23 protein-coding genes are annotated in these 26,004 nt (G+C 53.0%); 4 read left to right on the forward strand and 19 right to left on the reverse strand.

Annotated features, from left to right (window positions below; genetic code table 11):
* Window positions 1-105: 105 nt before the first annotated feature.
* From grpE to gpr, 8 genes are all read right to left on the reverse strand, one after another.
* Complete coding sequence (gene grpE, locus F1381_RS16390) at window positions 106-681, reverse strand: nucleotide exchange factor GrpE (protein WP_151735924.1); 576 nt, start codon at window positions 679-681, stop codon at window positions 106-108.
* 50 nt (window positions 682-731) lie between these two features.
* Window positions 732-1,763 (reverse strand): heat-inducible transcriptional repressor HrcA, encoded by a 1,032-nt coding sequence (gene hrcA, locus F1381_RS16395; protein ID WP_151735925.1) that lies wholly within the window; start codon window positions 1,761-1,763, stop codon window positions 732-734.
* A gap of 165 nt (window positions 1,764-1,928) precedes the next feature.
* Window positions 1,929-2,441, reverse strand: a complete 513-nt coding sequence (locus tag F1381_RS16400) for an N-acetyltransferase (protein ID WP_151735926.1) — start codon at window positions 2,439-2,441, stop codon at window positions 1,929-1,931.
* 74 nt (window positions 2,442-2,515) lie between these two features.
* Window positions 2,516-3,688 (reverse strand): radical SAM family heme chaperone HemW, encoded by a 1,173-nt coding sequence (hemW, locus tag F1381_RS16405; protein WP_151735927.1) that lies wholly within the window; start codon window positions 3,686-3,688, stop codon window positions 2,516-2,518.
* Window positions 3,689-3,778: 90 nt separating this feature from the next.
* A complete protein-coding gene (lepA, locus tag F1381_RS16410; RefSeq protein WP_151735928.1) occupies window positions 3,779-5,593 on the reverse strand; it encodes a translation elongation factor 4 in 1,815 nt (604 codons plus the stop codon).
* Window positions 5,594-5,717: 124 nt separating this feature from the next.
* A complete protein-coding gene (locus F1381_RS16415; RefSeq protein WP_151735929.1) occupies window positions 5,718-6,212 on the reverse strand; it encodes a hypothetical protein in 495 nt (164 codons plus the stop codon).
* Between the two features lie 55 nt (window positions 6,213-6,267).
* Window positions 6,268-7,635 carry a stage II sporulation protein P gene (locus F1381_RS16420; protein WP_151735930.1) on the reverse strand — a complete coding sequence of 456 codons (1,368 nt, stop codon included), beginning with the start codon at window positions 7,633-7,635 and terminating at the stop codon, window positions 6,268-6,270.
* Between the two features lie 775 nt (window positions 7,636-8,410).
* Entirely contained in the window at window positions 8,411-9,427 is a 1,017-nt protein-coding gene (gene gpr / locus F1381_RS16425) for a GPR endopeptidase (RefSeq protein WP_151735931.1), read from the reverse strand.
* 270 nt (window positions 9,428-9,697) lie between these two features.
* Between gpr and rpsT the strand changes: the two genes are divergently transcribed.
* The gene (gene rpsT, locus F1381_RS16430) at window positions 9,698-9,970 is read left to right on the forward strand and encodes a 30S ribosomal protein S20 (protein WP_151735932.1); all 273 of its coding nucleotides are present in this window, start codon (window positions 9,698-9,700) and stop codon (window positions 9,968-9,970) included.
* Window positions 9,971-10,142: 172 nt separating this feature from the next.
* On the opposite strand, the gene holA is transcribed toward rpsT, so the two are convergent.
* From holA to F1381_RS16455, 5 genes are all read right to left on the reverse strand, one after another.
* Complete coding sequence (gene holA / locus F1381_RS16435; RefSeq protein ID WP_151735933.1) at window positions 10,143-11,165, reverse strand: DNA polymerase III subunit delta; 1,023 nt, start codon at window positions 11,163-11,165, stop codon at window positions 10,143-10,145.
* Window positions 11,166-11,448: 283 nt separating this feature from the next.
* Window positions 11,449-12,687, reverse strand: coding sequence for an anti-sigma factor family protein (locus tag F1381_RS16440; protein WP_151735934.1), 1,239 nt, complete (start codon window positions 12,685-12,687; stop codon window positions 11,449-11,451).
* Window positions 12,684-13,232, reverse strand: a complete 549-nt coding sequence (locus tag F1381_RS16445; RefSeq protein WP_151735935.1) for an RNA polymerase sigma factor — start codon at window positions 13,230-13,232, stop codon at window positions 12,684-12,686. Before F1381_RS16445 ends, F1381_RS16440 begins: the two co-directional genes overlap by 4 nt.
* Before the next feature lie 277 nt (window positions 13,233-13,509).
* On the reverse strand, window positions 13,510-13,752 hold the full coding sequence (locus F1381_RS16450) for a hypothetical protein (RefSeq protein WP_151735936.1): 243 nt from the start codon (window positions 13,750-13,752) through the stop codon (window positions 13,510-13,512).
* Between the two features lie 172 nt (window positions 13,753-13,924).
* The gene (locus tag F1381_RS16455; protein WP_151735937.1) at window positions 13,925-14,566 is read right to left on the reverse strand and encodes a bifunctional 2-keto-4-hydroxyglutarate aldolase/2-keto-3-deoxy-6-phosphogluconate aldolase; all 642 of its coding nucleotides are present in this window, start codon (window positions 14,564-14,566) and stop codon (window positions 13,925-13,927) included.
* Between the two features lie 349 nt (window positions 14,567-14,915).
* Here F1381_RS16455 and F1381_RS16460 point away from each other — a divergent pair, with 349 nt between their 5' ends.
* Window positions 14,916-15,869 carry a sugar kinase gene (locus F1381_RS16460; RefSeq protein ID WP_151735938.1) on the forward strand — a complete coding sequence of 318 codons (954 nt, stop codon included), beginning with the start codon at window positions 14,916-14,918 and terminating at the stop codon, window positions 15,867-15,869.
* A 453-nt stretch (window positions 15,870-16,322) separates the two neighbouring features.
* Here F1381_RS16460 and F1381_RS16465 read toward each other — a convergent pair whose 3' ends face one another.
* From F1381_RS16465 to F1381_RS16485, 5 genes are all read right to left on the reverse strand, one after another.
* Window positions 16,323-17,345 (reverse strand): LacI family DNA-binding transcriptional regulator, encoded by a 1,023-nt coding sequence (locus F1381_RS16465; RefSeq protein ID WP_151735939.1) that lies wholly within the window; start codon window positions 17,343-17,345, stop codon window positions 16,323-16,325.
* Between the two features lie 102 nt (window positions 17,346-17,447).
* Window positions 17,448-18,545 (reverse strand): hypothetical protein, encoded by a 1,098-nt coding sequence (locus F1381_RS16470; protein WP_151735940.1) that lies wholly within the window; start codon window positions 18,543-18,545, stop codon window positions 17,448-17,450.
* Window positions 18,542-19,078, reverse strand: a complete 537-nt coding sequence (locus tag F1381_RS16475) for an RNA polymerase sigma factor (RefSeq protein ID WP_246188069.1) — start codon at window positions 19,076-19,078, stop codon at window positions 18,542-18,544. Before F1381_RS16475 ends, F1381_RS16470 begins: the two co-directional genes overlap by 4 nt.
* Before the next feature lie 200 nt (window positions 19,079-19,278).
* Window positions 19,279-20,511, reverse strand: coding sequence for an MFS transporter (locus tag F1381_RS16480; protein ID WP_151735941.1), 1,233 nt, complete (start codon window positions 20,509-20,511; stop codon window positions 19,279-19,281).
* A gap of 179 nt (window positions 20,512-20,690) precedes the next feature.
* Window positions 20,691-21,356 carry a hypothetical protein gene (locus tag F1381_RS16485; protein ID WP_151735942.1) on the reverse strand — a complete coding sequence of 222 codons (666 nt, stop codon included), beginning with the start codon at window positions 21,354-21,356 and terminating at the stop codon, window positions 20,691-20,693.
* A gap of 87 nt (window positions 21,357-21,443) precedes the next feature.
* On the opposite strand from F1381_RS16485, the gene F1381_RS16490 reads away from it, so the two are divergent.
* Together F1381_RS16490 and F1381_RS16495 are read left to right on the forward strand one after the other, a co-directional pair.
* Window positions 21,444-22,373: a M43 family zinc metalloprotease gene (locus F1381_RS16490; protein ID WP_151735943.1), complete on the forward strand. Its 930-nt coding sequence runs from the start codon at window positions 21,444-21,446 to the stop codon at window positions 22,371-22,373.
* A gap of 16 nt (window positions 22,374-22,389) precedes the next feature.
* Entirely contained in the window at window positions 22,390-22,965 is a 576-nt protein-coding gene (locus F1381_RS16495) for a hypothetical protein (RefSeq protein ID WP_151735944.1), read from the forward strand.
* 275 nt (window positions 22,966-23,240) lie between these two features.
* On the opposite strand, the gene F1381_RS16500 is transcribed toward F1381_RS16495, so the two are convergent.
* Entirely contained in the window at window positions 23,241-25,892 is a 2,652-nt protein-coding gene (locus F1381_RS16500) for a ComEC/Rec2 family competence protein (RefSeq protein ID WP_151735945.1), read from the reverse strand.
* Between the last annotated feature and the right edge of the window lie 112 nt (window positions 25,893-26,004).

Consider the following 26,004-nt stretch of genomic DNA (forward strand, 5'->3'; position numbering starts at 1 on the left):
GTCAAAATATCTTTGTAAGTACCCGCGCAGGAAATTGCCCGGCCGCTGAACTGCCGGCTGGTCCATTCCCCTCTGACGGTTAGTATGCTTGGTTATTTAAACAGACTACATGCTGACTTTGACCATGGCGGGACGAAGCACCTTATCCTTTAGGAAATAGCCCTTCTGGACTTCTTCCGTCACGATGCCTTCTTCATGCTCCTCGCTCTCGACCTGCATGATAGCCTGATGATATTCGGGGTTAAACGGCTGTCCTACCGTCTCCATGGCGAGCAGCCCTTCAGACTTCAGTACCCCTTCCAATTGGCGGAAAATCATATTTACACCCTTGCCGAACGCTTCGGCTTCAGTACCGGCCGGAGCCGTGGCAATTGCCCGCTCGAAGTTGTCCAGCACCGGAAGCAGTTCGGTGACGAGCTTGGAGGTGGCATACTGCGCCAAATCCTCTTTCTCCTTCTGGGTGCGGCGGCGGAAGTTGTCGAAATCAGCCTGCACGCGCAGCACGCGGGCCTGATATTCGTCAGCCAGCTCCTGCAGCTTCTTGGCAGGTTCACCGCCAGCGGAAGCTTCAGCCGGCTCAGCCGCTGCATCCGCAGCGCCCCCACCCTCTTCGGCAGCTTGTTCTTCATTTATAACCTGATCTTTAATTTCTTGGGAATCTTGAACCTGTTCCTCTTTCAAGTTGTGTTCACCTCCTTAAAATCATCCACTCACAATAATATTCACTCTGTTCACTTATACCAGTGCGCCAGCATTGCTGTCAAATCTCGGGAAAGCACACCCAAAATGCCGATGACCCGCGCGTACTCCATCCGCGTCGGACCCAGAATGCCAATACTGCCCAGCGCTTTGCCGTCCAGCGAATACGTGGCGGTAATCAGGCTGCAGTTGGCAAACGCCTCATGCTTATTCTCCGTACCAATCCGCACCTGTATACCTGCACCCTCGGAAGCGGGGGTAAGCATCTTCAGCAGTGTCGGCGTCTCTTCCAGCAGATCGAGAATAGTCTTAACCTTGTCAACGTCCTTGAATTCCGGCTGGGTTAGCATATTCGTGGCCCCGCTGAGGAAGATGCGCTGTTCATGGTCGCTTTCAAGCGCCGTATCCAGCACCTTCATCAATTCCTCATAATGGGAAATATGGCGCTGCATCTCTTCGGCCAGCTCAGAGTACAGCTGGCTCTTCAGCTTATACAGCGGCACGTTGACCAGCTTGCTGTTGAGCAGGTTCACAACCTTCTCCATCTCGGAAACGGAGATTTCGGGCGGGATCTGTACCGTCCGGTTCTCCACTTGTCCCGTACTTGTTACAATTATCGCCACGGCATGGTTGCCGTCCAGCGGCAGCAGCTGAAAATGGCGCAAGGAAGTATGAAAAACCTCCGGTCCCAGCAGGATGGAAGTATAGTTGGTCATATTGGAAAGGATCATCGCCGCATGCTGGACGACCTGCTCCGTCTGGTTCAGCTTATCGGCAAAAAAAGCGCGGATAGCGCCGATTTCGGCCGGATTGGCGGAAGTCCACGGCAACAAATGGTCCACATAGTAGCGGTAGCCTTTATGGGAAGGAATTCTTCCCGCCGATGTATGGGGTTGCTCGAGATAACCCAGCTCCTCCAGATCAGCCATCTCATTGCGGATGGTGGCAGGGCTGTATCCTACGTCACCGCGTTTGGAGATGCTGCGCGAGCCGACCGGCTCGGCGGAAGAAATATAATCATCTACGATCGCATTCAGTATCATTCTTTGGCGTTCGGTCAACATATTATTCCCTCCTGTCCGGCTGTTGTCCTTCGCTTCGTTAGCACTCTATCCAGATGAGTGCTAACCACTAATACAAAAATACCAAACTGACGTTGACATTGTCAAGATCAGTTCAGTATTTGGACGCGCTTTCTATGTGATTATCCGGTTAAATCCGGACAAGCTTTATTGAAGCATTTTCAGTACGGCAATTTCGTCGCAGGCATGCTGCTTTTTGCAGTTTACACAATCGGTCCAGACCTTCTCCGGGAAGATCTCCTTCTCCACGACGGTAAAGCCGTTTCTCAGGAAAAAATCAACCGCATAAGTCAGCGCCATAATCTTCGGAATTCCCTGGCGGCGGGCTTCCTCAGTCAAGAGCTGCAGAATCTTGGAGCCGACGCCCTTGCCCTTGCCTTCATCGCGCAGGCCGATGGAACGAACCTCCACCAGATCGGCACCGAGTCTGAACAGCGAGCCGCAGCCGACGAATCTGCCGTCTATTTCGGCAACGACGAACTGGTCAATCTGGCGGGTCAGCGCCTGCCTGGAACGGGGCAGCATAATTCCGCGTTCTGCATATTCCTCGATCATTAAGTACAGCGGCTCAACATCCTCCACCGTAGCTTTTCTGCAAATTACTGCTGCTGCGTCTCCCTTGGGAGCCTCCTTGCGGACCGTTTCCGTCTTGACAGGCACTCTGACTCACCCCTCGTTATTAATATGAATAAATATACAACAAGGTGAATTACAATTCAAGAGGTATTTTAAAATTAAATTTCCGTCAACGCACCGACAAATTCGCCGAACACATCATTGCCGAACAGGATTCCCTGCTTGCTCAGGCTGTACGTCTCCCCGGTATGCTCAAGAAGTCCGGCCTTCATCATCTTATGCAGCGGGGCGGCAAAAATCTCCTCCAGCGTTCTACCAAACTGTGCCCGGAATGCCTGCTCAGACACGCCCTCACGCATGCGCAGGCCGACCATCATAAAGTCTTCCATCGCCTCCTGCTCGCTGATCTCGAAGGTGTCCAGGCGAGGGAGTCCGCCAAGCGTCGCTTCATTATAAGGGTTGACCCCTTTGATATTCATATGCCGTCTCCGGCCTACATAACCATGGGCTCCTGCTCCCAGGCCATAGTAATCCTCATTGCGCCAATAGGTCATGTTGTGGCGGCTCTCCATGCCCGGTTTGGCAAAATTGCTGATCTCATACTGGACATAGCCCGCCTTCTCCATTTCGGACATCAGCAGCAGGTACATCTGCAGCTCGTCCTCTTCACTTGGAAGCGGCAGCTTGTTCTTGTTAAACAGCGTGTGGAACAGCGTATTCTCCTCAACCTTCAGGCTGTAGATGGAATAATGCGGAAGACCAAGCTCCAGTGCACGCCGTACACTTTCACGCAGCATATCCACCGTCTGATTGGGAAGTCCAAACATGAGATCGACCGAAAGGTTGGTAAGACCCACCGCCCGGGCATTCTCCAGACTGCGGTACACATCGTCGACATTGTGGATCCGGCCGATTCCGCTCAGCAGCTCATTCTGGAACGCCTGTACGCCGAAGCTGACCCGGTTGACACCGCCTTCCTGCATAACCTTCAGCTTATCGATGTCCGTGGTGCCGGGGTTAGCCTCCATCGAGAACTCGATATTCTCATCCCACTGCGGGAAATGCTTGCGGACCGACTCCAGGAAAAAGGCCATTTCCTCGGGCTGCAATACCGTCGGCGTTCCGCCGCCGACAAAGATTGTCTTGATGACACCCGGCGGCGTCTGCTGCACCGTTAACTCCATCTCGCGGTCCAGCGCGCGCAAATAGTCCATCACCGGCTGGTCCTTCAGGACGTAAGAATTGAAATCGCAATAAAAGCACTTGTTGGTGCAAAACGGGATATGAATATATACGGCCTCCGGGGGACGGCCATTGTCAGGTTGTATCATAGCTGTCTCCTTTGCTTCCAGTTCACGCTCGCCATCATTAGAAAAGGGAAGCCTCTCGGCTTCCCTCTCTGGCAGGGCATCACTGATTGTTTATTCGTCAATCTTCAGAACCGCCATGAACGCTTCCTGCGGCACTTCCACGCTGCCGACCTGCTTCATGCGCTTCTTGCCTTCCTTCTGCTTCTCCAGCAGCTTCCGTTTACGGGAAATGTCGCCGCCGTAGCATTTGGCGAGTACGTTCTTGCGCATCGCCTTAACCGTCTCGCGGGCTACGATCTTCGTGCCGACCGAAGCCTGGATCGGCACCTCGAACATCTGGCGCGGGATAATGCCGCGCAGCTTCTCGCAGATGATCTTGCCGCGGTTGTAGGCGCGGTCGCGGTGTACGATGAAGGACAGGGCGTCCACCTGTTCGCCGTTAAGCAGGATATCCATCTTCACAAGATTCGACTGGCGGTAGCCGGAAACCTCATAATCGAAGGAAGCATAACCCTTCGTACCCGATTTGAGCTGGTCGAAGAAGTCATAGACGATCTCCGAGAGCGGAATTTCATAGGTGATCGTGACACGGTTCGTATCCAGATACTCCATGTTGATAAATTCGCCCCGTTTGTTCTGACACAGCTCCATGACGGTGCCGACAAAATCGTTCGGGACAATAATCGCCGCCTTGACATAAGGCTCTTCCACATAATCAATGGTACTGAGCTCCGGATAATTCGACGGGTTGTCGATCTGAAGCGTCTCGCCATTGGTCAGTTTGATGCGGTAAATAACGCTCGGCGCGGTTGTAATCAGCGGGAGATTAAATTCCCGCTCAATCCGTTCCTGAATGATCTCCATGTGCAGGAGGCCCAGGAAGCCACAGCGGAAGCCAAAGCCGAGAGCGCTTGAACTCTCCGGCTCAAAGCTGAGCGAAGCATCGTTCAGCTGCAGCTTCTCCAGCGCTTCACGCAGGTCGTTGTAATCGGAGGTCTCGATCGGATAGAGACCGCAGTATACCATCGGATTGATCTTGCGGTAGCCGGGCAGCGGCTCCGGTGTCGGATTCTTCGCATCCGTTACCGTATCCCCGACCCGGGTGTCGCCGACATGCTTGATCCCGGCAACGATGAAGCCGACATCGCCGATGTTCAGCTCGTCAACGATGCTCATACGCGGCATAAAGGCCCCGACCTCGATGACCTCGAACACTTTGTCGGTGGCCATCATCTTGATCTTGGAGCCAGAGCGGATCTTGCCGTCAATGACGCGCACATAGACAATAACGCCCTTATACGGGTCATAGTGAGAGTCGAAAATCAGCGCCTTCAGCGGTGCATCGGCATTGCCCGTAGGCGCCGGAACCTGCTTGACGACCTGCTCAAGAATCTCCTTGATTCCGATGCCGGCCTTGGCCGAAGCCAGTACCGCTTCGCTGGCATCTAGTCCGATGACATCCTCGATCTCCTGCTTCACCCGTTCAGGATCGGCGCTCGGCAGGTCAATCTTGTTGATGACCGGCAGAATTTCGAGGTTGTTGTCCAGCGCCAGGTACACGTTGGCCAGCGTCTGGGCTTCAATGCCCTGCGCTGCGTCTACTACCAGCAGCGCGCCTTCGCAGGCAGCCAAGCTGCGGGATACTTCATACGTAAAGTCCACATGCCCCGGGGTATCGATCAGGTTCAGCAAATACTCCTGACCGTCGTCGGCGCGGTAGGTGAGCCGCACAGCCTGCAGCTTAATGGTAATTCCGCGTTCGCGCTCCAGATCCATCTGGTCAAGCACCTGCTCCTGCATCTCACGCGAGGACAAAGCCCCCGTGTACTCCAAGATACGGTCAGCCAGCGTCGACTTTCCATGGTCTATATGTGCAATAATCGAGAAATTGCGGATTTGTTGTTGTCTTTTCTGAACGTCAGTCATTCCTTACCCCCACAGACAGCCTATGTTAATCCTCTTATTATACCAGTACGAGCTGCCCCCAGCAATCCCGGCCCCTGCAGCCAATTAAAAAGTTACGTTTAAGCCGGAAATGACCGCGTTCATTCTAATCTTCCGCCGAAGCAAACAGAGAAACCACCCAGCGGATCCCTTTCTGTGAGGCGTGCTGCAGCAGCCCGGCGGTCTTATCCGCCAGCCTGTCCACTGTAGGCTTCCGGTCATCCGGAATGAGGATTTGTTCCGGGCTCAGCGTGCTGTAGCCGGGGATTTCCTGCTGCGCCTGCTGTTCCTTTCCAGTCCCATTGGTATTTCCGGATACTGGCTGCCGGGCTGGAACCAGCGTGTAAGCTCCCGTATCCGGATCAATGACTACCGGCACATACACATAACCGTTCTGCTCACCTTTCGCCGCCTGACCGGATGCGGCAGACGGCAGCGTCCCGGCTGATGGACTGTAGGGTAAGGTCCCGTTCACTTCGTTCCATGCCGGCAAAGCCGCATCCGCCGCTCCGGTGCCGCCGCTGCCGAACTGCAGTCCGATCAACAGCCCGACCCCCGCCCAAATTCCGGCCACCGCCAGCCTTCTGCCTATCCGTGACATTGCGTATCCTCCTTTGGCAACTTTTAATAATCGGACCCATTCATCTCCGTGCAGTTTAGGAGGCCTCTCCCTGGTCTGCGGAGGACGTTTCTCCGGCACCGGCTCCCGTCCCCTGCTCCGCGCCTGAGACAGAAGCCTGCTGCGCCCCCTGGCTCTCCCAGTATACTTCAGCAATGGTGTCGGCCAGCACTTCCGCCGTCCGCTCCAGCTCTTCGGCCGTATTGTCGATGCCGCCGACCTCAATCAGCACACTGTTCGGGGACAGCGACTGGTTGTATTCGCCGTTGTTGCCGTTCCCCGAGGACTTGCCCCAGATGCCGCGCGATAGGCCGGGATAACGGCTCTCCAGCCGCTGATGGATTTTGTTCGCGAATGCCTCATTTTGCTTCCAGTTCTTGTTGGCATGACCCAGTATAAAATACACCTGTGCATAGCTTTCGCCGTTGATTTCCGCCGTCGTTTTGCTGTGCCGCTGGGAATCCCGGTGAATATCGATCAGCGCGTCCATCTCTTCATTGGCCGCCATCGCCGCTTTAACGGTGATCCGTGAATATTTATAAGAGAAATTCCAATTGTAATCGGCCACTTCAGTCGCGTAATCCTCCTGTGCATGAACGGTTCCGATGCCTCTTTTCTCCAGTTGCTTCGTAATATAGGAGCCTACCAGCATAACATTCTTGCTGGGCACGGCCGAACTGGGATTGTCAGTCGCAGCGCCAAGCAGCGGATTGTATGCCTCGCGCGGATGCGAGTGATAAATTAGTATGCGCTTAATGGAAGTATCCTGAGCGGCGGCACCGCCGTCTTGTTCACCGGGTCTGCCGGCCCCTGTGCCATCTGGGGCTTCTGGTGTCTGCGCAGCAGCCGTCGGGACAGAGGCATCCGAATTTTCTGCAGCCGGGGTAGGCTCCGGCTTGTCCGGGCTGCCGGCACCCGCGTTGTCGTCCGCCGGGACTTCTCCGGCCAGCTCCTCCGTTCCGGGATGGTAATCAGCCGGAGCGCCGCCTGAGCCGCCCGAACCCTCGCGGAGCAGGAACGGATCATCCGCTCCCATGCCCGGCACCTCGCGCGAGAGCAGGCTCTTCGGATCCTTAGGATCGATGCTGGTCAACAGCCGGAAGGCGAAGGAAGATATATTTTGCGCGGAAAAGGACGACGGTTCTTCACCCTTGGGCAGATGCGGCACTTCCATTCCCAGCAGCTCCATAAAAAATCCGCTGGAAAGCGATGCGGCCAGCCCCTTCATCGACGGAACAGGTGAATTATTCAGCTTCTGTCCGGCCACTCCGCCGGCACCCAGCAGCATAAAAAACACAAGCGATCCTCCAGCCAGCAGCAGCAGCGTTCTACCCAGCGCCAGAACATCCAGCAGCTTGTCCCGCAGCCGGGCCATGTTCCATAGCTGAAACCATTTTCTGTTCATTATTGTTATGTCCTCCTCCAGCCCACTGTAATCTCTTATACTTCAAATCTATGAGCGGAAGGGAGGTGATAGAACTATAAAAACTCTCCGTAAAGAAATCCCACAGAGAATTCCCCACAAAGTGAAGCAATCCTTACGATGCTTATTTCCGGTACTTTGCGGGGACCCCAAATAGCCCCACAAAGTGAAGCAATCCTTACGATGCTTATTCCTAGTACTTTGCGGGGACCCCGAAACAGAGAGACCCGAAACAGCGAAACCACGCCCCCCCCGATCCCCTACTCCCCCAGAATAGATGCGTGAAGAAATTAGAGGGATTTTCTACCTATAATTCGGTAAATTACAGCCATTCAAGGTATTGACTTAAAATCAGAGGGGGTTTTTACCACAGCCGGCAACACAAAAAACCCCGCTAAGCGGGGCAAGGACTAAACGCTGGCAGGTCGATCACGCAGAATCGTTTACCCACATAGGTAAGCTTCAAGGTATCGAACAAGTAATCTACTTGGCCGCTGTTGGTCGTCGTATTTTTATAGAAGATATGTACTGTCGCATACTTCACTGGCAAAGGTAACTGAAGTCTCATCCTCTGCAACCAGCCCCAGCCGGAACCTCTCCCGTTTGGCTTCCCGGATAAATACGGGGTCCGCCTGCAGCCACCTTGAAGCCGGCTCAGGACCTTGACCGGAGACCGATAGTACTCTGATACGTAAAAAAGCCCGCACCCGCCGCATGAAGCGGACCCTTAGTGCAGGCTCTGGTTCCTGTATTACAGCTAATGGGTATACGCGCCGACATTGCCGGGATCTACGGCATCATGCAGCGAGGCATTGAGCCCGCTGGCTACAATGTTGGCAATCTCCTCAATGAACTCGTCGATTTCCTTCGGAGTAACGATAAGATCATGACCCAGCGGCTCCAGTACTTCCTTCACTAGGGCCAGGCGCTCATTCTCCGAAATATCGTCCAGCATCCCCATAATTTGCTTCGTATGCGCTGCGCCGGTACCGTTGGCAACCTGGCCGAAATGATTCTTCATCATCTCCAGCACATTGTTTACGATGGTCGAGGCATAGCACACCGTCGGGACGCCGATGGCAATGCAGGGAACGCCTAAAATCTCCCTGGTCAGACCCCGGCGTTTGTTGCCAATGCCCGAACCGGGATGAATGCCGATGTCGGCAATTTGAATCGTTGTATTCACCCGTTCCAGCGAGCGGGAGGCCAGCGCGTCAATGGCAATAATGACATCGGGCTTCGTACGGTCCACAATGCCCTGCACGACTTCGCTCGACTCGATGCCGGTCAGGCCAAGCACCCCGGGAGCGATTGCGCTGACCTTCCGGTAGCCGGGGGCTACCTGATCGGGAAGCAGCTCGAAGAACTGCCGGGTAATCAGCGTGTTCTCAACCACCAGCGGACCCAGAGAGTCCGGCGTAACGTTCCAGTTGCCCAGACCGACAATCAGCACAGAGGAATCCTTGTTGATGCCGATCCGCTCCAGAAAATGCTCAAATTCACGGGCGAACACCTCGGAGACACGCTGCGCCAGTCCCGTATCTCCGCCGCGCAGCCCCGGCACTTCCAGAGTGACATAATTGCCGATGGCGCGCCCGATGGCCTGGGAACCAACCTGATTGGCCACAGCCAGCCTCGTCACCTTGATGCCGTCCGCCTCATCTACTTCTTCATTGACGCCCGGGATCGGGGTCTGTTGCGGCCCCTGAGCCAGTTCTTTGGCTTCCAGCGCCAGATCCGTCCGTACCGAATACAGCTGAAGATCCAGTTCCATTGCTCGCTTTAGCCTCCTCCAAAGTTATTAAGCATTCTACTTCCGTACAGCAGCCTGACAACCGCCTCAGCCGCCGGGGAGCATCATGCTTGTTCACGGGTAGTGTGCGAGGGAAGCGGGCGCTTTATACAGCTTTGGGAGTTTTTCTGGCCACAGCCTTAGGCAGTTTTTCTCTCTAGCTTAGTCTTGCTTTTTGCGGGTGGTCATGCTAAGATATTTTAAGTTGTGAATCATTTGATGATTTCGAATGTCTTTCAGGAGGTGAATGTAATGCCAAATATCAAATCCGCGGTGAAACGTGTCAAGACTACCGAGAAACGCCGTGCCCTGAACGCTTCCCAGAAATCCGCGCTGCGCACAGCCGTGAAGACTGCCGATGCCGCTCTGGCCGGAACGGAAGTTGAAACTGCTCAAGCTGCTTTCCAAGCTGCTTCGAAGAAGCTGGACAAGGCCGTAACTAAAGGTCTGATTCATAAAAATGCGGCTGCCCGCAAGAAATCCCGCTTGGCGAAGAAATTGAACGCTCTGAAGGCTGAAGCGTAAACCGCCTAATCCACAGAGTGACAATGATACCCAGCAACGATAAGAACCTGACCGTTATGCTGCATACGGTTGGGTTTTTTTGTGCTTGTCTAGGGTCATATCAGAATAAGCCGGTTCGCCGCCGCAACCGCGGCAGGGAACCGGCTTAAGTGTTATATAGCCTCAGGCCTGATCACGCGGCCAGGCGGAGCATGAACATCTCCAGCCCCAATACCTTTTCGATCCCGCCCGTCTTCATCTGGTAATCCAGGTCGGCCAGCTCGCTGAGGATTTGGCGCAGCCGCCGGCTTTCGAATTTGCGCCCCTGTTCGGCGGCCAGCTTAACCGCATACGGATGCAGTCCGAGCTGGGAGGCAATCTGCCCCTGCGCATAGCTCTGCGCAGACAAGTCCTTCACCTGCAGGATAATCCGGAACTGGCGGGTAATCAGCGCAGCGACTTTGATCGGCTCCTCTCGCTGCTTAAGCAACTCGTACAGCGTCGCCAAGGCTTTGTCCAGCCGCAGGTTGGCTATATCCTCCACCAGGTTAAACACGTTCTGTTCGGTTCCGCGGTGCACCAGGCTCTCTACCGCCGTCGTATCCACCGTGCCACCGGGGCCGGCGAACAGGCTCAGCTTGTCCATCTCTGCCGACAAGCCCTGCAGTCCGGTTCCGGCACTGGCGACCAGCGCCTCCGCCGCCCCCGGAGCCGAGCTGCATCCGCGGTCGCGGAAGCCCTTCTCCACCCAGCGCAGCAATTCCTCTGCGCCGAGCGGGTTGAAGGCAAGAACCGTGCCGGCGGTTTTGGCCGCCTTAACGATTTTTTTGCGCTCATCGAGCTTGTCGCCCGCGACCAGGAACACCATCACGCTGAATTCCGCAGGATGCTGCAAATAATCGCTCAGCGCCTCCAGCCGGTGCTCCAGCTTGGCATTCTCCTTACCGCCGGCCATGAAGAGTGAGGCATCCTTCACCAGCAGCAGCTTGCGTTCCACCATGAACGGCACCGTCTCCGCCTCCTCCACCACCGCCTGCACCGGCGTCTCGGCAAGATCAAACGGAATGACTGCGAAATCACGGTCCTCTTTGGCAATCAGATGCTCCTCCAGAAAGGCCGCAAATTCATTCATCCGGAATTTCTCGCTGCCGTAGAGCACATACAGCGGTGAAATCTTCCCTTGTTTAATGTCTTTAGCCGCCGTTTTGGCATCCATCCGCCATTTCCCCTTCGTCATTCAAGTCGTATTTAAATATTTTATCAAAAAAACATCCGTAAAAATAGCCGCCGGCAGCAATTGGCGTTGCACAGCAAAACAGAGCAACTCCGGCACCGGGTGCCGGGCAGTTGCTCCGTTTTGGGCGGCGCATCTATATAAACGGCGGTAGGAAAAGCTCTAGAAACTTTCCGGGCGCCGGTCATACCGATGAAGGCTGCGGGTCTATCATTCCTTACATAGCATATTCCGGCGGGTGCCGAAAAGTTCCTCGCTCCGCCGATTAATTGCTGCTTCCCGGGGTTGCCGAAGCTCCCGGCGCGGCGCTCGCGCCGGCCGAAGGCGTTGCCGCCGCCGGCGCTTCCGGCGAACTTGCCGGGGTAGCCGCCCCCTCTGCCGTAACGCTGTAATGGCCTGCGGTTTGTACACCGTCAATTTCCGTTACATAGGTAAACTCCAGACTGTCCTCTGACCAGGCACCGGATACCCACACACCGTTTAACGGAAGCGTAGCAATGGCCTTCTGTTCCGTTTCCCCTTCATCAGCAGGCAGGCTGTAGATCACCAGCTGCTGTCCGGCCAGTTCTGCCGCGTACCGTCCGTCCGGTGAAGTCATCGGCTCATCGGCTGCGGTCAGCCCCGGTAATATCCCCATCACGCCGTATTCCATGTTCGCCGCCGCGGCCCGGTCTTCAGGCTGCCGTTCAGGGCTGACGTCAGCCGCGTCAGCGCCTTTCGTAATCGCCGCCGGGGCGCTGTCCGTCGCATTGTTGTCCTGCGCCGGCTTTGCTGTGGCGGCTCCGCCTCCGGACTTCACCGGAGCGGATTGCTTCGCGCTGGCCGGCTTCTTGGTTGCCCGCGGCGCCGGCTCTGCAGCAGGCGCTTCCGTTGCCGGCGGGGCCAGCTCTGCCGGTGCCGCCTGATCCGCAGCGCCGGCGTCAGCGGCATTATCCGCCGGCTCGCTATCCGCCGCTGTATCGCCGCTAAAGGTGCTCATCTTCGCCATATCGCTTTGGTCAGCGGTTGATTCCGTAAATTCCGGGCTGGCTGCACTGTTCTCCGCAGCCGTATTCATGGAATATTGCAAAGCCTCATCCGTATCAGCAGCAGGCATGCTCTCCGGCATCCTGACGATAGCTATCAACAGCAGCACAGCTGCCGCTACGGCGCCGATGCCTGTCCGCGTAGCCAGAGTCGAACGCTTGCGGGCTGCTTTGCTGCGGCCGGAACGGCCGGCAAGCGGTATAACCCGTTCATCCTCCACCGCAGCCGGCTGCGCCGGTGCCGCCGCCGCTTCACGATCCAGTTCGTCTAAGCGCGGCAGGATGGAATCCACCAGGCTGAAAGGGGGTTTGACATCCGGCAGCTCTTCCAATTGCTTGGAGAGCAGATTCAGCCGTTCAAACATTTCCGCACAGGCAGGGCAATCATCGATATGACGGAACATTTCGATCATCTCATCCTGGCTGAGGTCATGATCCAAATAGCGGTGCATCCATTCTGTCACCTCCGCACAATTCATCCCGATACACCACCTTTCTGATACTCTTGGAGTCTATTTTGCAGCTGCTGCCTGGCCCGGAACAGATAGGATTTCACCGTGTTCAGCGGCAGGTCCAGACAATCCGCAATCTCGTTGTAAGATAAATCCTGCAAATAACGCAGCACGATCACCGTCCGGTGATGCTCAGGAAGCTGGTCGATGGCCTCGCGGATATCCTCCGCCAAATAACCGGACATGACCTCGCGTTCCACATTGCTCTTATCTTTAAATACCATTTCATGCTCCTCGATGGAGACCGTCGGCTTCGTCCTTCTGAATTTGTCGATGCAAATATTGGTGACGATCCGCTGCACCCAGGTCTTAAACTGGGCTTTCTCCTCGTAGGAACCAATCTTGGTATACACCCGGATCAGCGCCTCCTGCGAGGCATCCAGAGCATCCTGTTCATTATGCAAAATGTAAAATGCCGTTTTGTACACATGTCCTTCAATTTCTCGCAATAGGGTGATTAGAGCGTCGCGATCGCCCGCTTGAGCGGCTCTGATGAGTCCCTGCTCCACCACGAAGGTTCCCCCTCTCTATGCAATCTTACTGACGGGCAAGACTGCGGATTTGTTGCAAGCCTGTAAATCTAATTTTCAGCATACCAAACTTTACTAGTTACGTCTTATCCGTTCTTCCGTTTCAGCAAGGCCTTGCTGCGGAAGCGTCCATAATCCTTCCTAAGCATACAGGGGCGGAATGAAATCTTCAAATACTCTTTTTTTGAAAATCCGTTACAAAAATGTAAAGTAAACCGGCACCGCGTCGGCGCCGGAACGGGACGGCAATTGCCGTCTTTTATTTAAGATAGTGTACCCTGCACAGCAGCAGCACCGCAAAATTATCCTTCTGCTGATCATCGACTACATACCCCTCCCCGTACAGAAACAAGTGAGGATTGTTGAAATTCCGCTCCAGCCGGTACACCTGCCCTGCCGTGACTTTGCAGCCATGCGCGGAGGTGCGGATCAGCACATGCGTCGCTTCCTCTTCATTATCCGTCCGGGTCAGTTTCCGCTGGTCGTTATCGCGCTCCGCCATCTCGGCTCCTTCCGCCCTAAGCCCGCACCCTATACTGTGCATGAGCTGTGTCTTGGTTCGTATCCTATCCTTGGGCATTTTGCGGAAAAAATATGCAGAGCGAACAGAAAAGACCGGCCAGAAGATCTGGCCGGCCTGCTCCGCCGACTGGAGCGGAATCATCTCTATATAATTATGCACCCTTGATTTCTTTGAACTTAGCCACATATTGTGCGGCCAGCTCGGTGATCTGATCGTAACGGCCTTCCTTGGCCGGCGCCGTCAGATTGCCGCCGATACCGACGGCAATGCAGCCGTTCTTGATCCACTTGTCCATATTGTTCAAATCCACGCCGCCGGTAGGCATAATGTTGACATGCGGCATCGGCCCTTTCACCGCCTTGACATAATCCGGACCGAAGGCACTGCCCGGGAACAGCTTCAGCACATCCACCCCAAGCTTCAGCGCTTCCTTCATTTCATTCAGCGTCATGCAGCCCGGCATGTAAGGAATGCCGTAAAGATTACACATCTTGGCGCTCTCTTCTTCAAAAGAAGGGCTGACCACGAACTCTGCACCGGCGAGAATGGCAATTCTGGCAGTCAGCGGGTCAAGCACCGTACCGGCGCCGATGACCGCCTTATCGCCGTATTCCGCGGCCAGCCGCTTGATGGCGGCATCGGCATCCGGAGTGGTGAAGGTCACTTCAATATTGTTCAGTCCGCCTTCGATACACGCCACGGACATCCGGTACGCATCATCGGCATTGTCGGCGCGGATAACGGCCACTACCCCGACAGACAACAGGTTATCGAGCACTTTTAATTTTTTCATCGATGAACATTCCTCTCTGCTTTAACTTTTGTAGGAAGCAATAGAATAATAGTTTAGATAAAATAATTTATTATATTTACTAATCGTCAACCGCTCGTTCTAACAAAATAGTAATAATAAAAAGGCCCGCAGTCAATATTTATTTCTGCCCAGCATTTCGCCGGATCCCGGAATATCGGCAATATTACAGGATTCGTTAAGGGTTTCAGGGTTTAATCATTATCATTCCATCCCTATACACGACCTTTATTCCACCGAAGATCATTGTACAAAACCGATTTATGTGATAATTTTGAATCACAATCACTTATACAGGGAATATCCTTGATCCCCTGAGGAGGAACCATTGATGAGTAAATCACTCGACGTTGTTACATTCGGAGAGCCGATGGCAATGTTCTACGCCAATGAAGTCGGACCGCTGCATGAGATCTCTTCATTCTCGCGGGCACTCGCCGGTGCTGAAAGCAATGTGGCTACAGGCCTGTCCCGCCTTGAACACCCTACCGGCTATGTAACCAAACTCGGCGAAGACAGCTTCGGCCAGTTTATTGTGGATACGCTGCACCGGGAAGGCATCGATACCGCCGGTATTTCGTATACCAAGCAATTCTCCACCGGCATGCTCCTGAAATCTAAGGTGACAGAAGGTGACCCCAAGGTGGAATATTACCGCAAAAATTCCGCCGCCTCCAAGCTCAGCCTGTCCGATTTCGACGGCGACTACTTCGCATCGGCAGGACATCTGCATGTCACCAGCATTTCAGCGGCGCTCTCGCCGAGCTGCCTTGAATTCTCCAAGCATGCGATGGAATTCATGAAGGGGCAGGGCAAGACAGTCTCGCTCGATCCCAACCTGCGCCCGACGCTGTGGCCGGATACCGAAACGATGGTCAGCACCATCAACGACCTGGCCGGCCGCTGCGACTGGTTCCTGCCGGGCCTGGGCGAAGGCAGGAAGCTGACCGGACTTGATACGCCGGAAGAGATCGCCGGCTTCTATCTGCAGCGCGGCGTCTCCCTCGTCGTCATCAAGCTCGGACCTGAAGGCGCCTACTATAAGGCGGCCAGCGGTGAAGAAGGCTATGTAGACGGCTTCAAGGTGAAGGAAGTCGTCGATACTGTCGGCGCAGGCGACGGATTCGCCGTCGGCGTCATCAGCGCGCTGCTGGAGCAGCTGCCGGCGGCCGAGGCGGTACGCCGCGGCAACGCCATCGGCGCCCTGGCCGTCATGTCGCCCGGCGACATGGACGGCCTGCCGACCCGCGCCGCACTGGAGGCGTTCATGAACGCCGGCGCGTAGCGCGGCAGCTCTAAAGGACGGCGCCTGCGGACCGCCGTCTGCAACCCCCCCCGCCAGAGATACTGGCGGGATTTTGTGCTGCCTGCGGGCCATGCTGCCTGCGGGGCCTGGGCATTAATTGGATTATCGCCACTTAAATCACCCCATTTTGCCATTAGCTGCAGTCTAGATTGATAATCACCACTTAATTCTAGGGAAGGCGATGGCCGGAGCAAATTTCCTCCACAATAGGTGGCGAATATCCAACTAAATCCGGAAAATGCAATGTTACTCGGAAAATAAGTGGCGGAAATCCAACTAGCCCCTCGGGCCTGCATCCAGTTCTCCGAAACGACTCCTTCACGGCCGCTTCCGCAGTTCAAACTCCCGCATCGCTAAAAAGCCCATCACCGCCAACACGGTAATGGGCAATCTATCCGAACATCCGCTCACTCCCCCTGCTCTCGCAGCCCCTTAACCCCGCACAGGAGTTCCGACCGACTGGCCCGGCTGCAAGGAAGGGGGAAAACGGTACGTAATCGGTACCGCCGCCCCCTGATCTTCAATCAGGGAAAGCATCAGCTTGGCCGCCTGTACCCCCATCTCATACGCCGGCTGGCGGATGGTCGTAATCGGCGGATTATAAATCTGCGCAAACTCCGCATCGTCAATGCCGATTACAGACCATTGTCCGGGAATGGCGATGGCCTGGCGGTTGGCGTATTTAAGGATTTCGCCCAGCACCAGATCATTGGCGGCGATCAGCCCCGTAGGCGGCTTCGGCAAACGCAGCAATTCGTCAAGTGCGGCGGAAATTTCCTCTCTGGACACACTGCGCATATATTCGGTGCTAAGAGTAAACCCCGCTTCCTCCATCGCTTTTTTATAACCGCTCATTCTTTCCTTGCGCGGTGTAATCGCTTGTTCACCCAGCGGCAGCGACAGAATCGCGATATCCTTATGCCCCTTCCGTACCAGCTCACGCACGGCTGTCTTGGCGGCCATTTCATTATCGAGCAGCAAGCTTTGCGTTGTAACGCCATCCACCAGCCGGTCCATAAAGACAAGCGGGTATTCCGCCTCCACCAGCCGCCCGTATGCTTCAGGATGATGACCGGTGGGGAAAATAATCAGTCCATCCACCTGCCGGGCGATCAAGGTTTCCACATACGTATTTTCCTTGTCCGCGTTCTCGTCCGCGTTGCCGATAATGACCTGTATCCCGTGCCGCTGCAGCTCATGCTCGATTGCCCGGATGCACTGAATCGACAGCGAATAATCAATGTTGGCGACAATGATGCCCACCATATGCGTCCGGTTCTGCTTCAGGCTGCGGGCCAGGCCGTTGGGCTGGTAATTCAATTCCTCGATAACCTCAGCGATCCGGTTCCGGGTCGCTTCGCTCATATACTTGAACCGTTTATTCAAAAACTGTGAGACCGTGCTTTTGGACACGCCCGCTTTCTGGGCTACATCCTCAATGGTCAGCTTCTTCATCGTACCCGCTCCACTCCTTGGTATATCAAAGAGTATAGCTTTTTTTTAGTAAATTTACTACAGCAACCCCCCTAAACAAGCAGGAATTCCTGTTTCAATTCATTAATTTTTGTTAAACATTAATGGAAATAGCTGCTCGGCCGGCCATCCTCCTAAATAAACAACAGCTTCCGCATTGTGCTTTTGTCCGTCAAGCTGATATTCAATTTTAGCGTTAAGAACAGGAGCCTTAAGCTCAGATACCTGATCGACCGTGCGCTTAGTGCCTGTCTTGAGGTTTAATATCTCGGCTTCCATAGAATTTGGGTGACCTATATCTTCAGCGTAGTTCACAAACAACAGGGACCCCATAGTTTTATCAACAGCAATATAAGAAGGTTTATCGGAAAACGAGCCTGTTATATCCAAAATATCGTGCAGCTGCGCGGACTCTCCGGCCGCCGCGTGTCTAACGTCAATAAATGCCAGCTTTGTTCCGTTATAATTTCCAGAATCGCCGATCGTATAACTGCCATAAAACATTACAACATAATCACCTGCGCCATAGAAGCTGTCCAATAAGTAATACGAATTTGACCCGCCGGCATAAAGCGGAAACGTGTAAATCCGTTGTGCCGTATCCTTCGACAGCTCCGCTTGCCCCTTTGGCGTCAAGTAAATTGAATAAGGCTCGGTATTATGCATCAGCTTTGGTTTGATATAATTAACCATCGGCGGCGGCGGCGACCAGACAATCCCTGCCGAAGTCTCCACGGCTAGAGCCCGTGACTTGTCCCGGTTTAGCGGCAGCGGCATGTAATATTGCTGTCCATCCATTTCAAATGGCGCCGAGCCCGGAGGGAAGCCGTCATCTTGTGCAGAAGCCGCCGCCTGAGCGGAAGGCGCCTCCTCTACAGCACTTCCCGGAGCGGGAATAGCGGTCAGCATGGCGGGCCCGCTTTCCCGCTTCCACTCCCCGAGCGGCGAGATCAAAATACCCAACAGCAGAACTGCAGCCAGACCTGCAACAGCAAAGCCCCGCATAGATTTATGGCTCTTTATGCCTGCACCTGTGGACCGGCTTTCTGCCTCAAGCCCGATCCGTGTCATCAGCTCCGGGGTGAAGCCATCCTCTGCGAATGGGCGCTGGCCTGCCTTGAAATACCATTCCTGTTCTCCTGGTGTCATTTGCTGCCGTTCCTCATGCGTTTCCTTCCTCATAGCTGTTCCTCCTTAATCGCCGCTCTGATTTTCCCTCTCGCTCTGGAGAGCCTGGACTTCACCGTGCCTTGGGCCACGCCGAGCAGTGCAGCCATCTCAGCTACCGACAGCTCCTGCCGCATATCCAGCACCAGCACCTCCCGGTACTTATCCGGAAGCTCCATAATTAGCTCCCAGATCCGGTTCGTGTATTGTTTGCCGAGAGCCTCCTTTTCGGCTGATCGCGTATACTCCGCAGTACCATGGCTGCCGAGCGGCAGGAAGCGTCGCCAGAAGCAGTTTCTTTTCCAGCTGAAGCACGTATTGCGGGTAATGGTGAGCAGCCACGTTTTAAAACTCGCTTGTCCCCGGTAAGCTCCAGCGCTCCGGTACGCTTTCAGAAATACCTCCTGGCTGATATCATCCGCCGCATCCCGGCTGCGGGTCAGAAAAAAGGCATAATGCCAAACATCCGAACCGTAAAGCTCCATCATTTCCTGCAGCGGAACGATCTGAGTCCTGGTTAGTATCAGTGCAGCTTCCTTGCTTTGCATTATTGCTGTCCCCCCTTGCCCAATAAGACTCCCCGGATTACATTTGGTTCCCGCCACCGGGAAATAATTGCTGCCTTAAAAGAAAATTCCCATCTGGCGATGGGAATTGAGCGGCTGGATGGGGAATTAATCTGTCATAATAACAGGTTCCTCAGACCTCCGGACGAGTCACCGTTCTAACAAAAAACATGTGTATTGGTTCATATATTCTCCTCGGCCAGCTCATCCCCATTGTTGCGGAGAAAGGAAACATACCGGATCAGAACAGCCAAGGACAGTACGGAACCCGCTCCCGCCATCAGCCAAATCAGCGAAGGGGCAGCATGATCCACGATGAAGCCGGAAACCATCAGCATGATGAACCCGGTCAGTGAACCCAGCGCACTCAGCGCCGAGTTATAACTGGAACGGTTAAGGCTGCCGATATGATCCTGCACCCAAGTATTCATGGAGGCCCCGTCAATACCGAGACCAAGCTCCAGCAAGACGATACCGGTGAAAAAGAGCGGCAGACTCTCCTGGAAAGACAGTACGGCGAATCCCGCGACAATAAACACCTCTCCCAAAATCGTAATGCGATACATATCCAGAAACCGTGTCAGATAAGAGACGATGAAATTACTTACGGTCAGAATCACCGTCATTGCAATCAGTACAATGCCCAGCACATGGTAATCCAGCTTCAACACATTAACGGCATACAGCTGCCAAAAAAGAATAAATATCGAGAATCCAAAGGTGGACAATATATTTTTCGCCAGTATAATCTTCATTGCCTTATCCTTGGCGAATTGCTTCGTATTGAAGTGCAGTTGCTTGAAAAAACGGGTCTTCTCCCCATCCCCGTAATTGTCCCGGAAAAACAGGAAGGATATCATACCGCCTGCAATAGCCAATATTCCGGCAACAATAATTGGGGTCTGAATGCTCCATCTTACCAGAAAAGAAGCCAGGAGCGCCCCGCCAACGGAAAAACTCATGATAATGCCCCGGTTCCACGGCAGGATTTTGGCCCGGAATTCATATTTGTTCAGCCTGATCAGTTCGTCGATATACCAGGAGAAATGAGACCCGCTGAACAGGGCAAGGCCGATGGCCATCAGTAAAGAAGAGAGCAGAAAATTGACAAAGCCGGAGGATAAGCCGAAAGCGATCAGACTGATTCCCCAGATGAGAAGTCCGGCGCTGCCGGTTTTCTTACGGCCTTGGCGGTCAGCCAGATTTCCCGAAGGATAGTCGAACACCGCCAGGGCCAAATCCTGAAAGCTCAGTACAAACCCGATTTGCACAGCAGTCAGCCCGCCCGTATTCATAAAGACCACAAAGCCTGAACCGTACATTTTATCCGCCAGCTGATAAATCCCCATGAGCAGAATGTAAAAAATACTGATCTTCTTGTAGCTGGCTTGCGGAACTACAGGCAAAGCTTTCATTTGCAGCCCTCCTTTAGAAAAGGTTGATATGCATCTTTTCTTTTTTAGAGCTTATTATCCAGTAAATTGAAATGAAATTCATATGATAATCGCCACAAAAAAAGACCTTCAATGGAGGTATCATAAGCTCCAATTAAGGTCTTGTGGTATTACCCGCATTATGAGTAAAATAGCCGGACTCAGTGAAGTGATTTTTCTAAACTCATATTATAATATTGATTATATTCATTGCTTATTGTATCAAATGCTTCTAAAGCTTTGAGACGGTACTGATAAAAATCTTCTAATTCGTCACTAGCACGGCTTGTCTTATAACTCAACAGATGATCAACCGCTAAGCGGTAATTATCCACACAGGTAAGTGAGCCCAGGAACCCGTCAGGCCTATCACCAATAATCGTTAATTCATTAATATATTCATAAGATATTTTTGCGGATTTTTGTAATTCATCTATTAAATCCATTAGTTTAGTGTCATCCGCATTTCTCTCCAGTACAATATCCCCTAATAAGCTTAATGATTCTTTATCCAGCTCATTTACTTTATCCGAGAATTCTTTTCTGTATTTGTCCAGCAAGTACAAATTATTTATATATTTTGTCCGGTTATCTGACAGAAACAAGGATTTTCCCTGCAAATCGACAGAAAAATTAGCTTGTGTCAAAAGGTTCACAGGAATCAGCAATCTGTTGTTAAAAATTACTGGCTTTCCTGACGTTTGTTTTAATTCTTTTTTCCCCCAAAACACTTTAAAGTCACTATCAGCCCATACATTAGTCGTCACACTTAAAAAAGTTACTAATAAACAGACTGCCAATAAACAAAATTTCGACTTTATTTTCAATTTTGGACCTCCTATTGAAATAAATGTAATATTATAATATATTATAGATACCCATGGGAATAATTTCAATAATTTTGGAGGAAATGTATGAAGCGAAAATATTTACTAAGCACTGTGCTTTTAGTCCTCTTCTTCACTTCTGTATTTGAATCAAGTGCCTATGCCTCTACAGTTCAAGAAGTTGATTTACGCTCTGCTAACTATCCAGGTAATTATATTGATGGAATGAATATTTATGACCAGCGTGTTTCTGTCTCTTCAACTATAGGCAGTTATAGACTTCATTTTGCAAGAATAGCTACAGCAGCGAATGATCGTGTATCAGTTACATCCTCGTATAGCGGCACCTCACAAGAAGCTGGTACTATTTACCTGACATCTAGCGGGTACTCTACTGATATATGGACACCATGGATTACAGGTCCAGCGTATATAAATCTAATAACAACGAATGATGGCAATGTAAGCACTGGGTTTGTAGTCGATTATATCGAGTATACAGGAACTTCATCTCCTCTTATAAATGCGAACGCTTTTTATCCAAATTCTTTCTCATCGGTAAGTAATTTGTCGGTTTATCAGGCCCCCTCAGTAGCTACCTACGGATATTCCACAATGGTGACAAATGGCCTGAATTCTTATGATGCAATAACAAATGCTAATATTGGCTTTACAGCCTCTACTTCGACAACAGCACAAGTACGCATTTCTGCAAATAACACCAGTGGCCTCGATTTTTTTGCAATAACTCAACCTTACACTTCTTCCGGCAAAGCAATTTCCAGTATTGAAACTACTACATGGGGATACGCAACAGTAGTTATTAATAATGCTGTAATGAATTCATGGGGACTTACAACAACCAATAAACAAAAAGTAATAACCCATGAATTGGGTCATATTCTATCTTTAAATCATCAAACCAACTTAGATGTTAACTCTATTATGAAAACCGGTAAATTAACAATTACCTCACCATCTTCAGTTGATATTTCTAATATTCAATACAAATGGTAAATGGAGGATTAAAAATATGTCAGTATACCTCAAAAAGATAAAAAGACCTTATTTAATTATCGCGCTTTTATGCGTAAGCGTCATATCGTACTGGTACATTCAAATTGACCATTCAAATCCTCCTCCTAAAAAGGTATATAGCGCGAATGCCGATTATCCTGTTCTTGATAACGTTTACCAACTAGCAGATAAGGCTGACTTGATTGTAATAGGCAAATTCACCGGAGATAGAACCCCGAAAATATATACAGATGAAAATAATACCCCCATTATCCGTGCAAGTATCTCAAGCTTTAAAATTAATAAAGTTGTTAAGGGCTCTATAAACGATAAAAATATATTTGTTATTGAGCCTGCATCTGATGAGGACGATGCAATCTACACAATTGAGGGTTATAACTTGATGAATACCTCAGACAAATATGTTCTTTTCCTGAATAATTCGGATGAAGAAGGGTATCGTATTGTAGGCATGTATCAAGGACAGTACAACTTAAGCAAAGATTCTGAAACCGTTCTTTTTGATTCGAAAGACAGCAAGGATCATCACAAAGAATTAAAACAACAAGTTAAAGGAATTTACAAAGATTAGGATTTTTATTCCCACACCTGTCCCATAAGCCATAAAACGGCTGCCTGGGACATTTTCTTTTTTAGCTACATTCATCGTTGGGCACAAAGGCTCCACTAAAATTCTTATCGTTTTGCTTTAGTTGTATTTCATATTTATGTGCCAATAAGCTTAAAAATAAAGTGACAAAACAGATGTAAATCAATATATAATTTACGCCGGTTTTATTGGCATTGTAATAATTTATGAATAACAATCCGCATACGAGCAGACCTATATAAAAAATATAAAATCCGTCACTTTCCGCCACTATTACCCAGCTTATGCCGTAACCTGATTCCCTCTTCTTCCACCCGGATCTGGATTTCCCCGTGCAGGTCAGTGCGGAACACCCGGATTCCGGCGGCGGCCAGCCGCTCCAGCACCTCGCTATTCGGGTGACCGTACAGGTTATTCACACCGGCGGAAATCACCGCCGTCTTCGGCTGCCAGAACTGCAGCCACCCTGCACCGGTTGAGGTCTTGCTGCCGTGGTGGGCAGCCTTCAGCACCTCAACTGAATTTGCTGCTGAGATACCAGCAAGCTCTGCTGCTTCTACAATCTCCGTCTCCGCCGCTTTATCCATATCCCCGGTAAAAAGAAAGCTGTATCCGTTCATCTCCAGCCGGAAAGCCACAGAATCATGGTTCTGTTCTTCGATCAGCGGCACTCCGGCATCACTTGAGCTGCCTGCCGTTGGTGTCTCAGGCCACAGAAAGTGCAGCTTCGTACCGCCATCCGGTGACAGCGTCATGCCCTGGTGTACCGCATACAGGCGCACCTCCTTCCGGAGGGCTGTCCGCATCAGCTCCCCGTAAGCCTCCGAGTCGGCCAGCGTGCCGTTGAACAGCAGCGCACTGACAGGCATTCCCTCCAGCACCGCCTGGAGGCCGCCGGCATGATCCTGATCCCCGTGAGTGAGAATGACCGCGTCCAGCCGGTGAATTCCCCGTGCCTTGAGCAAGGGCAGCAGGGTCTTGGCCCCCACCTCGAACGGATCGCGGCGGATACGCCATTCCTCCTTCCGGCCAAAGTTCAGCGTGCCGCCGCCGTCGACCAGAATGTGGGCTCCTGCAGGCGTTGTAATCAGAATGCTGTCCCCCTGGCCCACATCGAGATAGCTGATCTGCCCCGCACCGCCAAGGCTGAACGGCCGGTAGCCGAGATACAACAGCAAGGCCAGCGCGGCGACGCAGCCCATGGCGGCCAGCTGCTTTCCGCCCGGCTGCAGCTTGCCTCCGAAGTGTCCGCCGCTCCCGGTGAGAGTGCCGGCACCCGTGGCCAGCTCTGCGAGCGGGCGTGTCTCATCTTCCATATATTGCGGAACCTTCCGGGCATCGGCCCGGCACTTCAGCGCATACAGCATGCCGTACAGCAGCAAGTAATAAGCGCCAATCCACAGCAGTGACGGCGACCGCCAGATAAGTACCCCTCCGGAATACCCGTTGATCCACTCCACCAGCTTGAAGGTGGCGTTATTCAGTAGCTCTGCCGCCTGCGCTGCCCTGTGCGCGGCTGCAGGCCAGAGCCGGGCCAGCAGCAGCGCCCCCGTACCCAGCGGGAGCACAAGAAAAGTAATAAACGGCACCAGCACCAAATTGGCCGCAAAGGATAACAGCGAGAATTGGTTGAAATAATAGATCGTCAGCGGAAAAGAGACTAGCTGCGCGACCAGGGTAACATTCAAGGATCCTGCCAGCCACTTGGGCAAGCGGCTCAGCAGCGGTGCCGCCAGCGGAACGTAAACCATCAGGCCGGCCGTGACCAGAAACGAAAGCTGGAAGCTGACGCTCAGCAGGAGATAGGGGCTGCATATCAGCATCAGCAGCGCCGCAAGCGCCAGGATATTCATCCCGTCCTTAAGCAGACCCAGCCGGGCCGCAAGCAGAGCGGTCATGCTCATCAGCCCGGCGCGGACCACGGACGGCCCCGCACCCGAGAGCAGCACATACAGCGGCACCAGCAGAAAGACCACCGTCAAAGCCGTCTCCCTGCTCAGCCGCAGCCGCCGCAGAATAAACAGCAAGACGCCGACATATACCGCCACATGCATCCCCGATATGGCGAGAATATGGGTAAGCCCCAGCTGGGAGAACTGACGAAAGGTCTCCGGATCAAGTTCGTCCTGTATCCCGATCACCAGTCCTTTCATATACCCGGCGTGAATGGGCTGAAAGAGCTGATCGAGCTCCGCGCCGAGCGCCGCCCGCGCGGCATCGTTCCAGCGCAGCAGCAGAACTGGGCTCAAGGAGCTCGGCGCCTCCGCCCGCACAGTCTCCGCACCGGTAACCTTCAGCAGCCAGTGAATGCGCTGGGTATGCAGGTAAGCGCGGTAATCAAAGCCGCCGAAGTTGCGGGCTTCAGACGGCTGTGCCAGTTCCCCGGTGATCGCCACCCGGTCGCCCCGCTGCCAGCCGGCAGTCACGGCAATCTCTGACTCCGCCTGGAGTTTGACCTGTACGGCTGCAAGTTCTCCGTGCACCGGCCGAAGCGCACACCCGGCTGCAGTTGCCTCGGACTGCCCCCCGTCTGAAACGCTCGCAATTCCACTGAGCTCCAGGGTAAAGTCCACCCGGTCGCCGTCTCGTTCTACGGCAGACACGATTACCCCTTCAGCCCGCACCAGCATTTCATTAAGCTCTGCGGCAGAGGGTTGGGCTGATAACAGCTCCGGCAGCTCGCTGAGATTCCGTCCCTCGTTCCACTCCCAATACAGCGCAGACACCAGCAGCGCTATCCCCAGGGCGGCCGCATACTTCCAGCCGCATTTGCGGCTAAGCGCCCACACCGTGATGAGCAGCAGACAGCCGGCCCCGGCCAGCAGCAGCCGCGCGCCTGAGAACAGGCAGGCGGCCGCACTTCCGGCAATCCACCATACAGTAAAACTGAGCAGAGGTCTTGCTTTCACGCTTCATCCCTCCTTGAGTAATCCTGCTTCCAATTATTCCGCAACCCTGAACACAGCAAAGAACCCCTGCATCCGCAAGTGCGCGTCTGCAGGGGTTCTTCCCCATCAGCTA

The organism is Paenibacillus tengchongensis (assembly GCF_008973665.1).
Lineage (GTDB): Bacteria > Bacillota > Bacilli > Paenibacillales > Paenibacillaceae > Paenibacillus_AQ > Paenibacillus_AQ tengchongensis.

What these genes read in the sequence shown, in the direction of transcription:
- hemW (WP_151735927.1), bottom strand. Translation starts at nt 3,688, where the DNA reads ATGATACAACCTGACAATGGCCGTCCCCCGGAGGCCGTATATATTCAT.
- F1381_RS16455 (WP_151735937.1), bottom strand. Translation starts at nt 14,566, where the DNA reads ATGAAAAAATTAAAAGTGCTCGATAACCTGTTGTCTGTCGGGGTAGTG.
- rpsT (WP_151735932.1), top strand. Translation starts at nt 9,698, where the DNA reads ATGCCAAATATCAAATCCGCGGTGAAACGTGTCAAGACTACCGAGAAA.
- F1381_RS16465 (WP_151735939.1), bottom strand. Translation starts at nt 17,345, where the DNA reads ATGAAGAAGCTGACCATTGAGGATGTAGCCCAGAAAGCGGGCGTGTCC.
- F1381_RS16440 (WP_151735934.1), bottom strand. Translation starts at nt 12,687, where the DNA reads ATGAATTGTGCGGAGGTGACAGAATGGATGCACCGCTATTTGGATCAT.
- gpr (WP_151735931.1), bottom strand. Translation starts at nt 9,427, where the DNA reads ATGGAACTGGATCTTCAGCTGTATTCGGTACGGACGGATCTGGCGCTG.
- F1381_RS16460 (WP_151735938.1), top strand. Translation starts at nt 14,916, where the DNA reads ATGAGTAAATCACTCGACGTTGTTACATTCGGAGAGCCGATGGCAATG.
- holA (WP_151735933.1), bottom strand. Translation starts at nt 11,165, where the DNA reads ATGGATGCCAAAACGGCGGCTAAAGACATTAAACAAGGGAAGATTTCA.
- hrcA (WP_151735925.1), bottom strand. Translation starts at nt 1,763, where the DNA reads ATGTTGACCGAACGCCAAAGAATGATACTGAATGCGATCGTAGATGAT.
- F1381_RS16420 (WP_151735930.1), bottom strand. Translation starts at nt 7,635, where the DNA reads ATGAACAGAAAATGGTTTCAGCTATGGAACATGGCCCGGCTGCGGGAC.
- F1381_RS16480 (WP_151735941.1), bottom strand. Translation starts at nt 20,511, where the DNA reads ATGAAAGCTTTGCCTGTAGTTCCGCAAGCCAGCTACAAGAAGATCAGT.
- F1381_RS16450 (WP_151735936.1), bottom strand. Translation starts at nt 13,752, where the DNA reads ATGGCGGAGCGCGATAACGACCAGCGGAAACTGACCCGGACGGATAAT.
- F1381_RS16470 (WP_151735940.1), bottom strand. Translation starts at nt 18,545, where the DNA reads ATGAGGAAGGAAACGCATGAGGAACGGCAGCAAATGACACCAGGAGAA.
- F1381_RS16495 (WP_151735944.1), top strand. Translation starts at nt 22,390, where the DNA reads ATGTCAGTATACCTCAAAAAGATAAAAAGACCTTATTTAATTATCGCG.
- lepA (WP_151735928.1), bottom strand. Translation starts at nt 5,593, where the DNA reads ATGACTGACGTTCAGAAAAGACAACAACAAATCCGCAATTTCTCGATT.
- F1381_RS16415 (WP_151735929.1), bottom strand. Translation starts at nt 6,212, where the DNA reads ATGTCACGGATAGGCAGAAGGCTGGCGGTGGCCGGAATTTGGGCGGGG.
- F1381_RS16475 (WP_246188069.1), bottom strand. Translation starts at nt 19,078, where the DNA reads ATGCAAAGCAAGGAAGCTGCACTGATACTAACCAGGACTCAGATCGTT.
- F1381_RS16490 (WP_151735943.1), top strand. Translation starts at nt 21,444, where the DNA reads ATGAAGCGAAAATATTTACTAAGCACTGTGCTTTTAGTCCTCTTCTTC.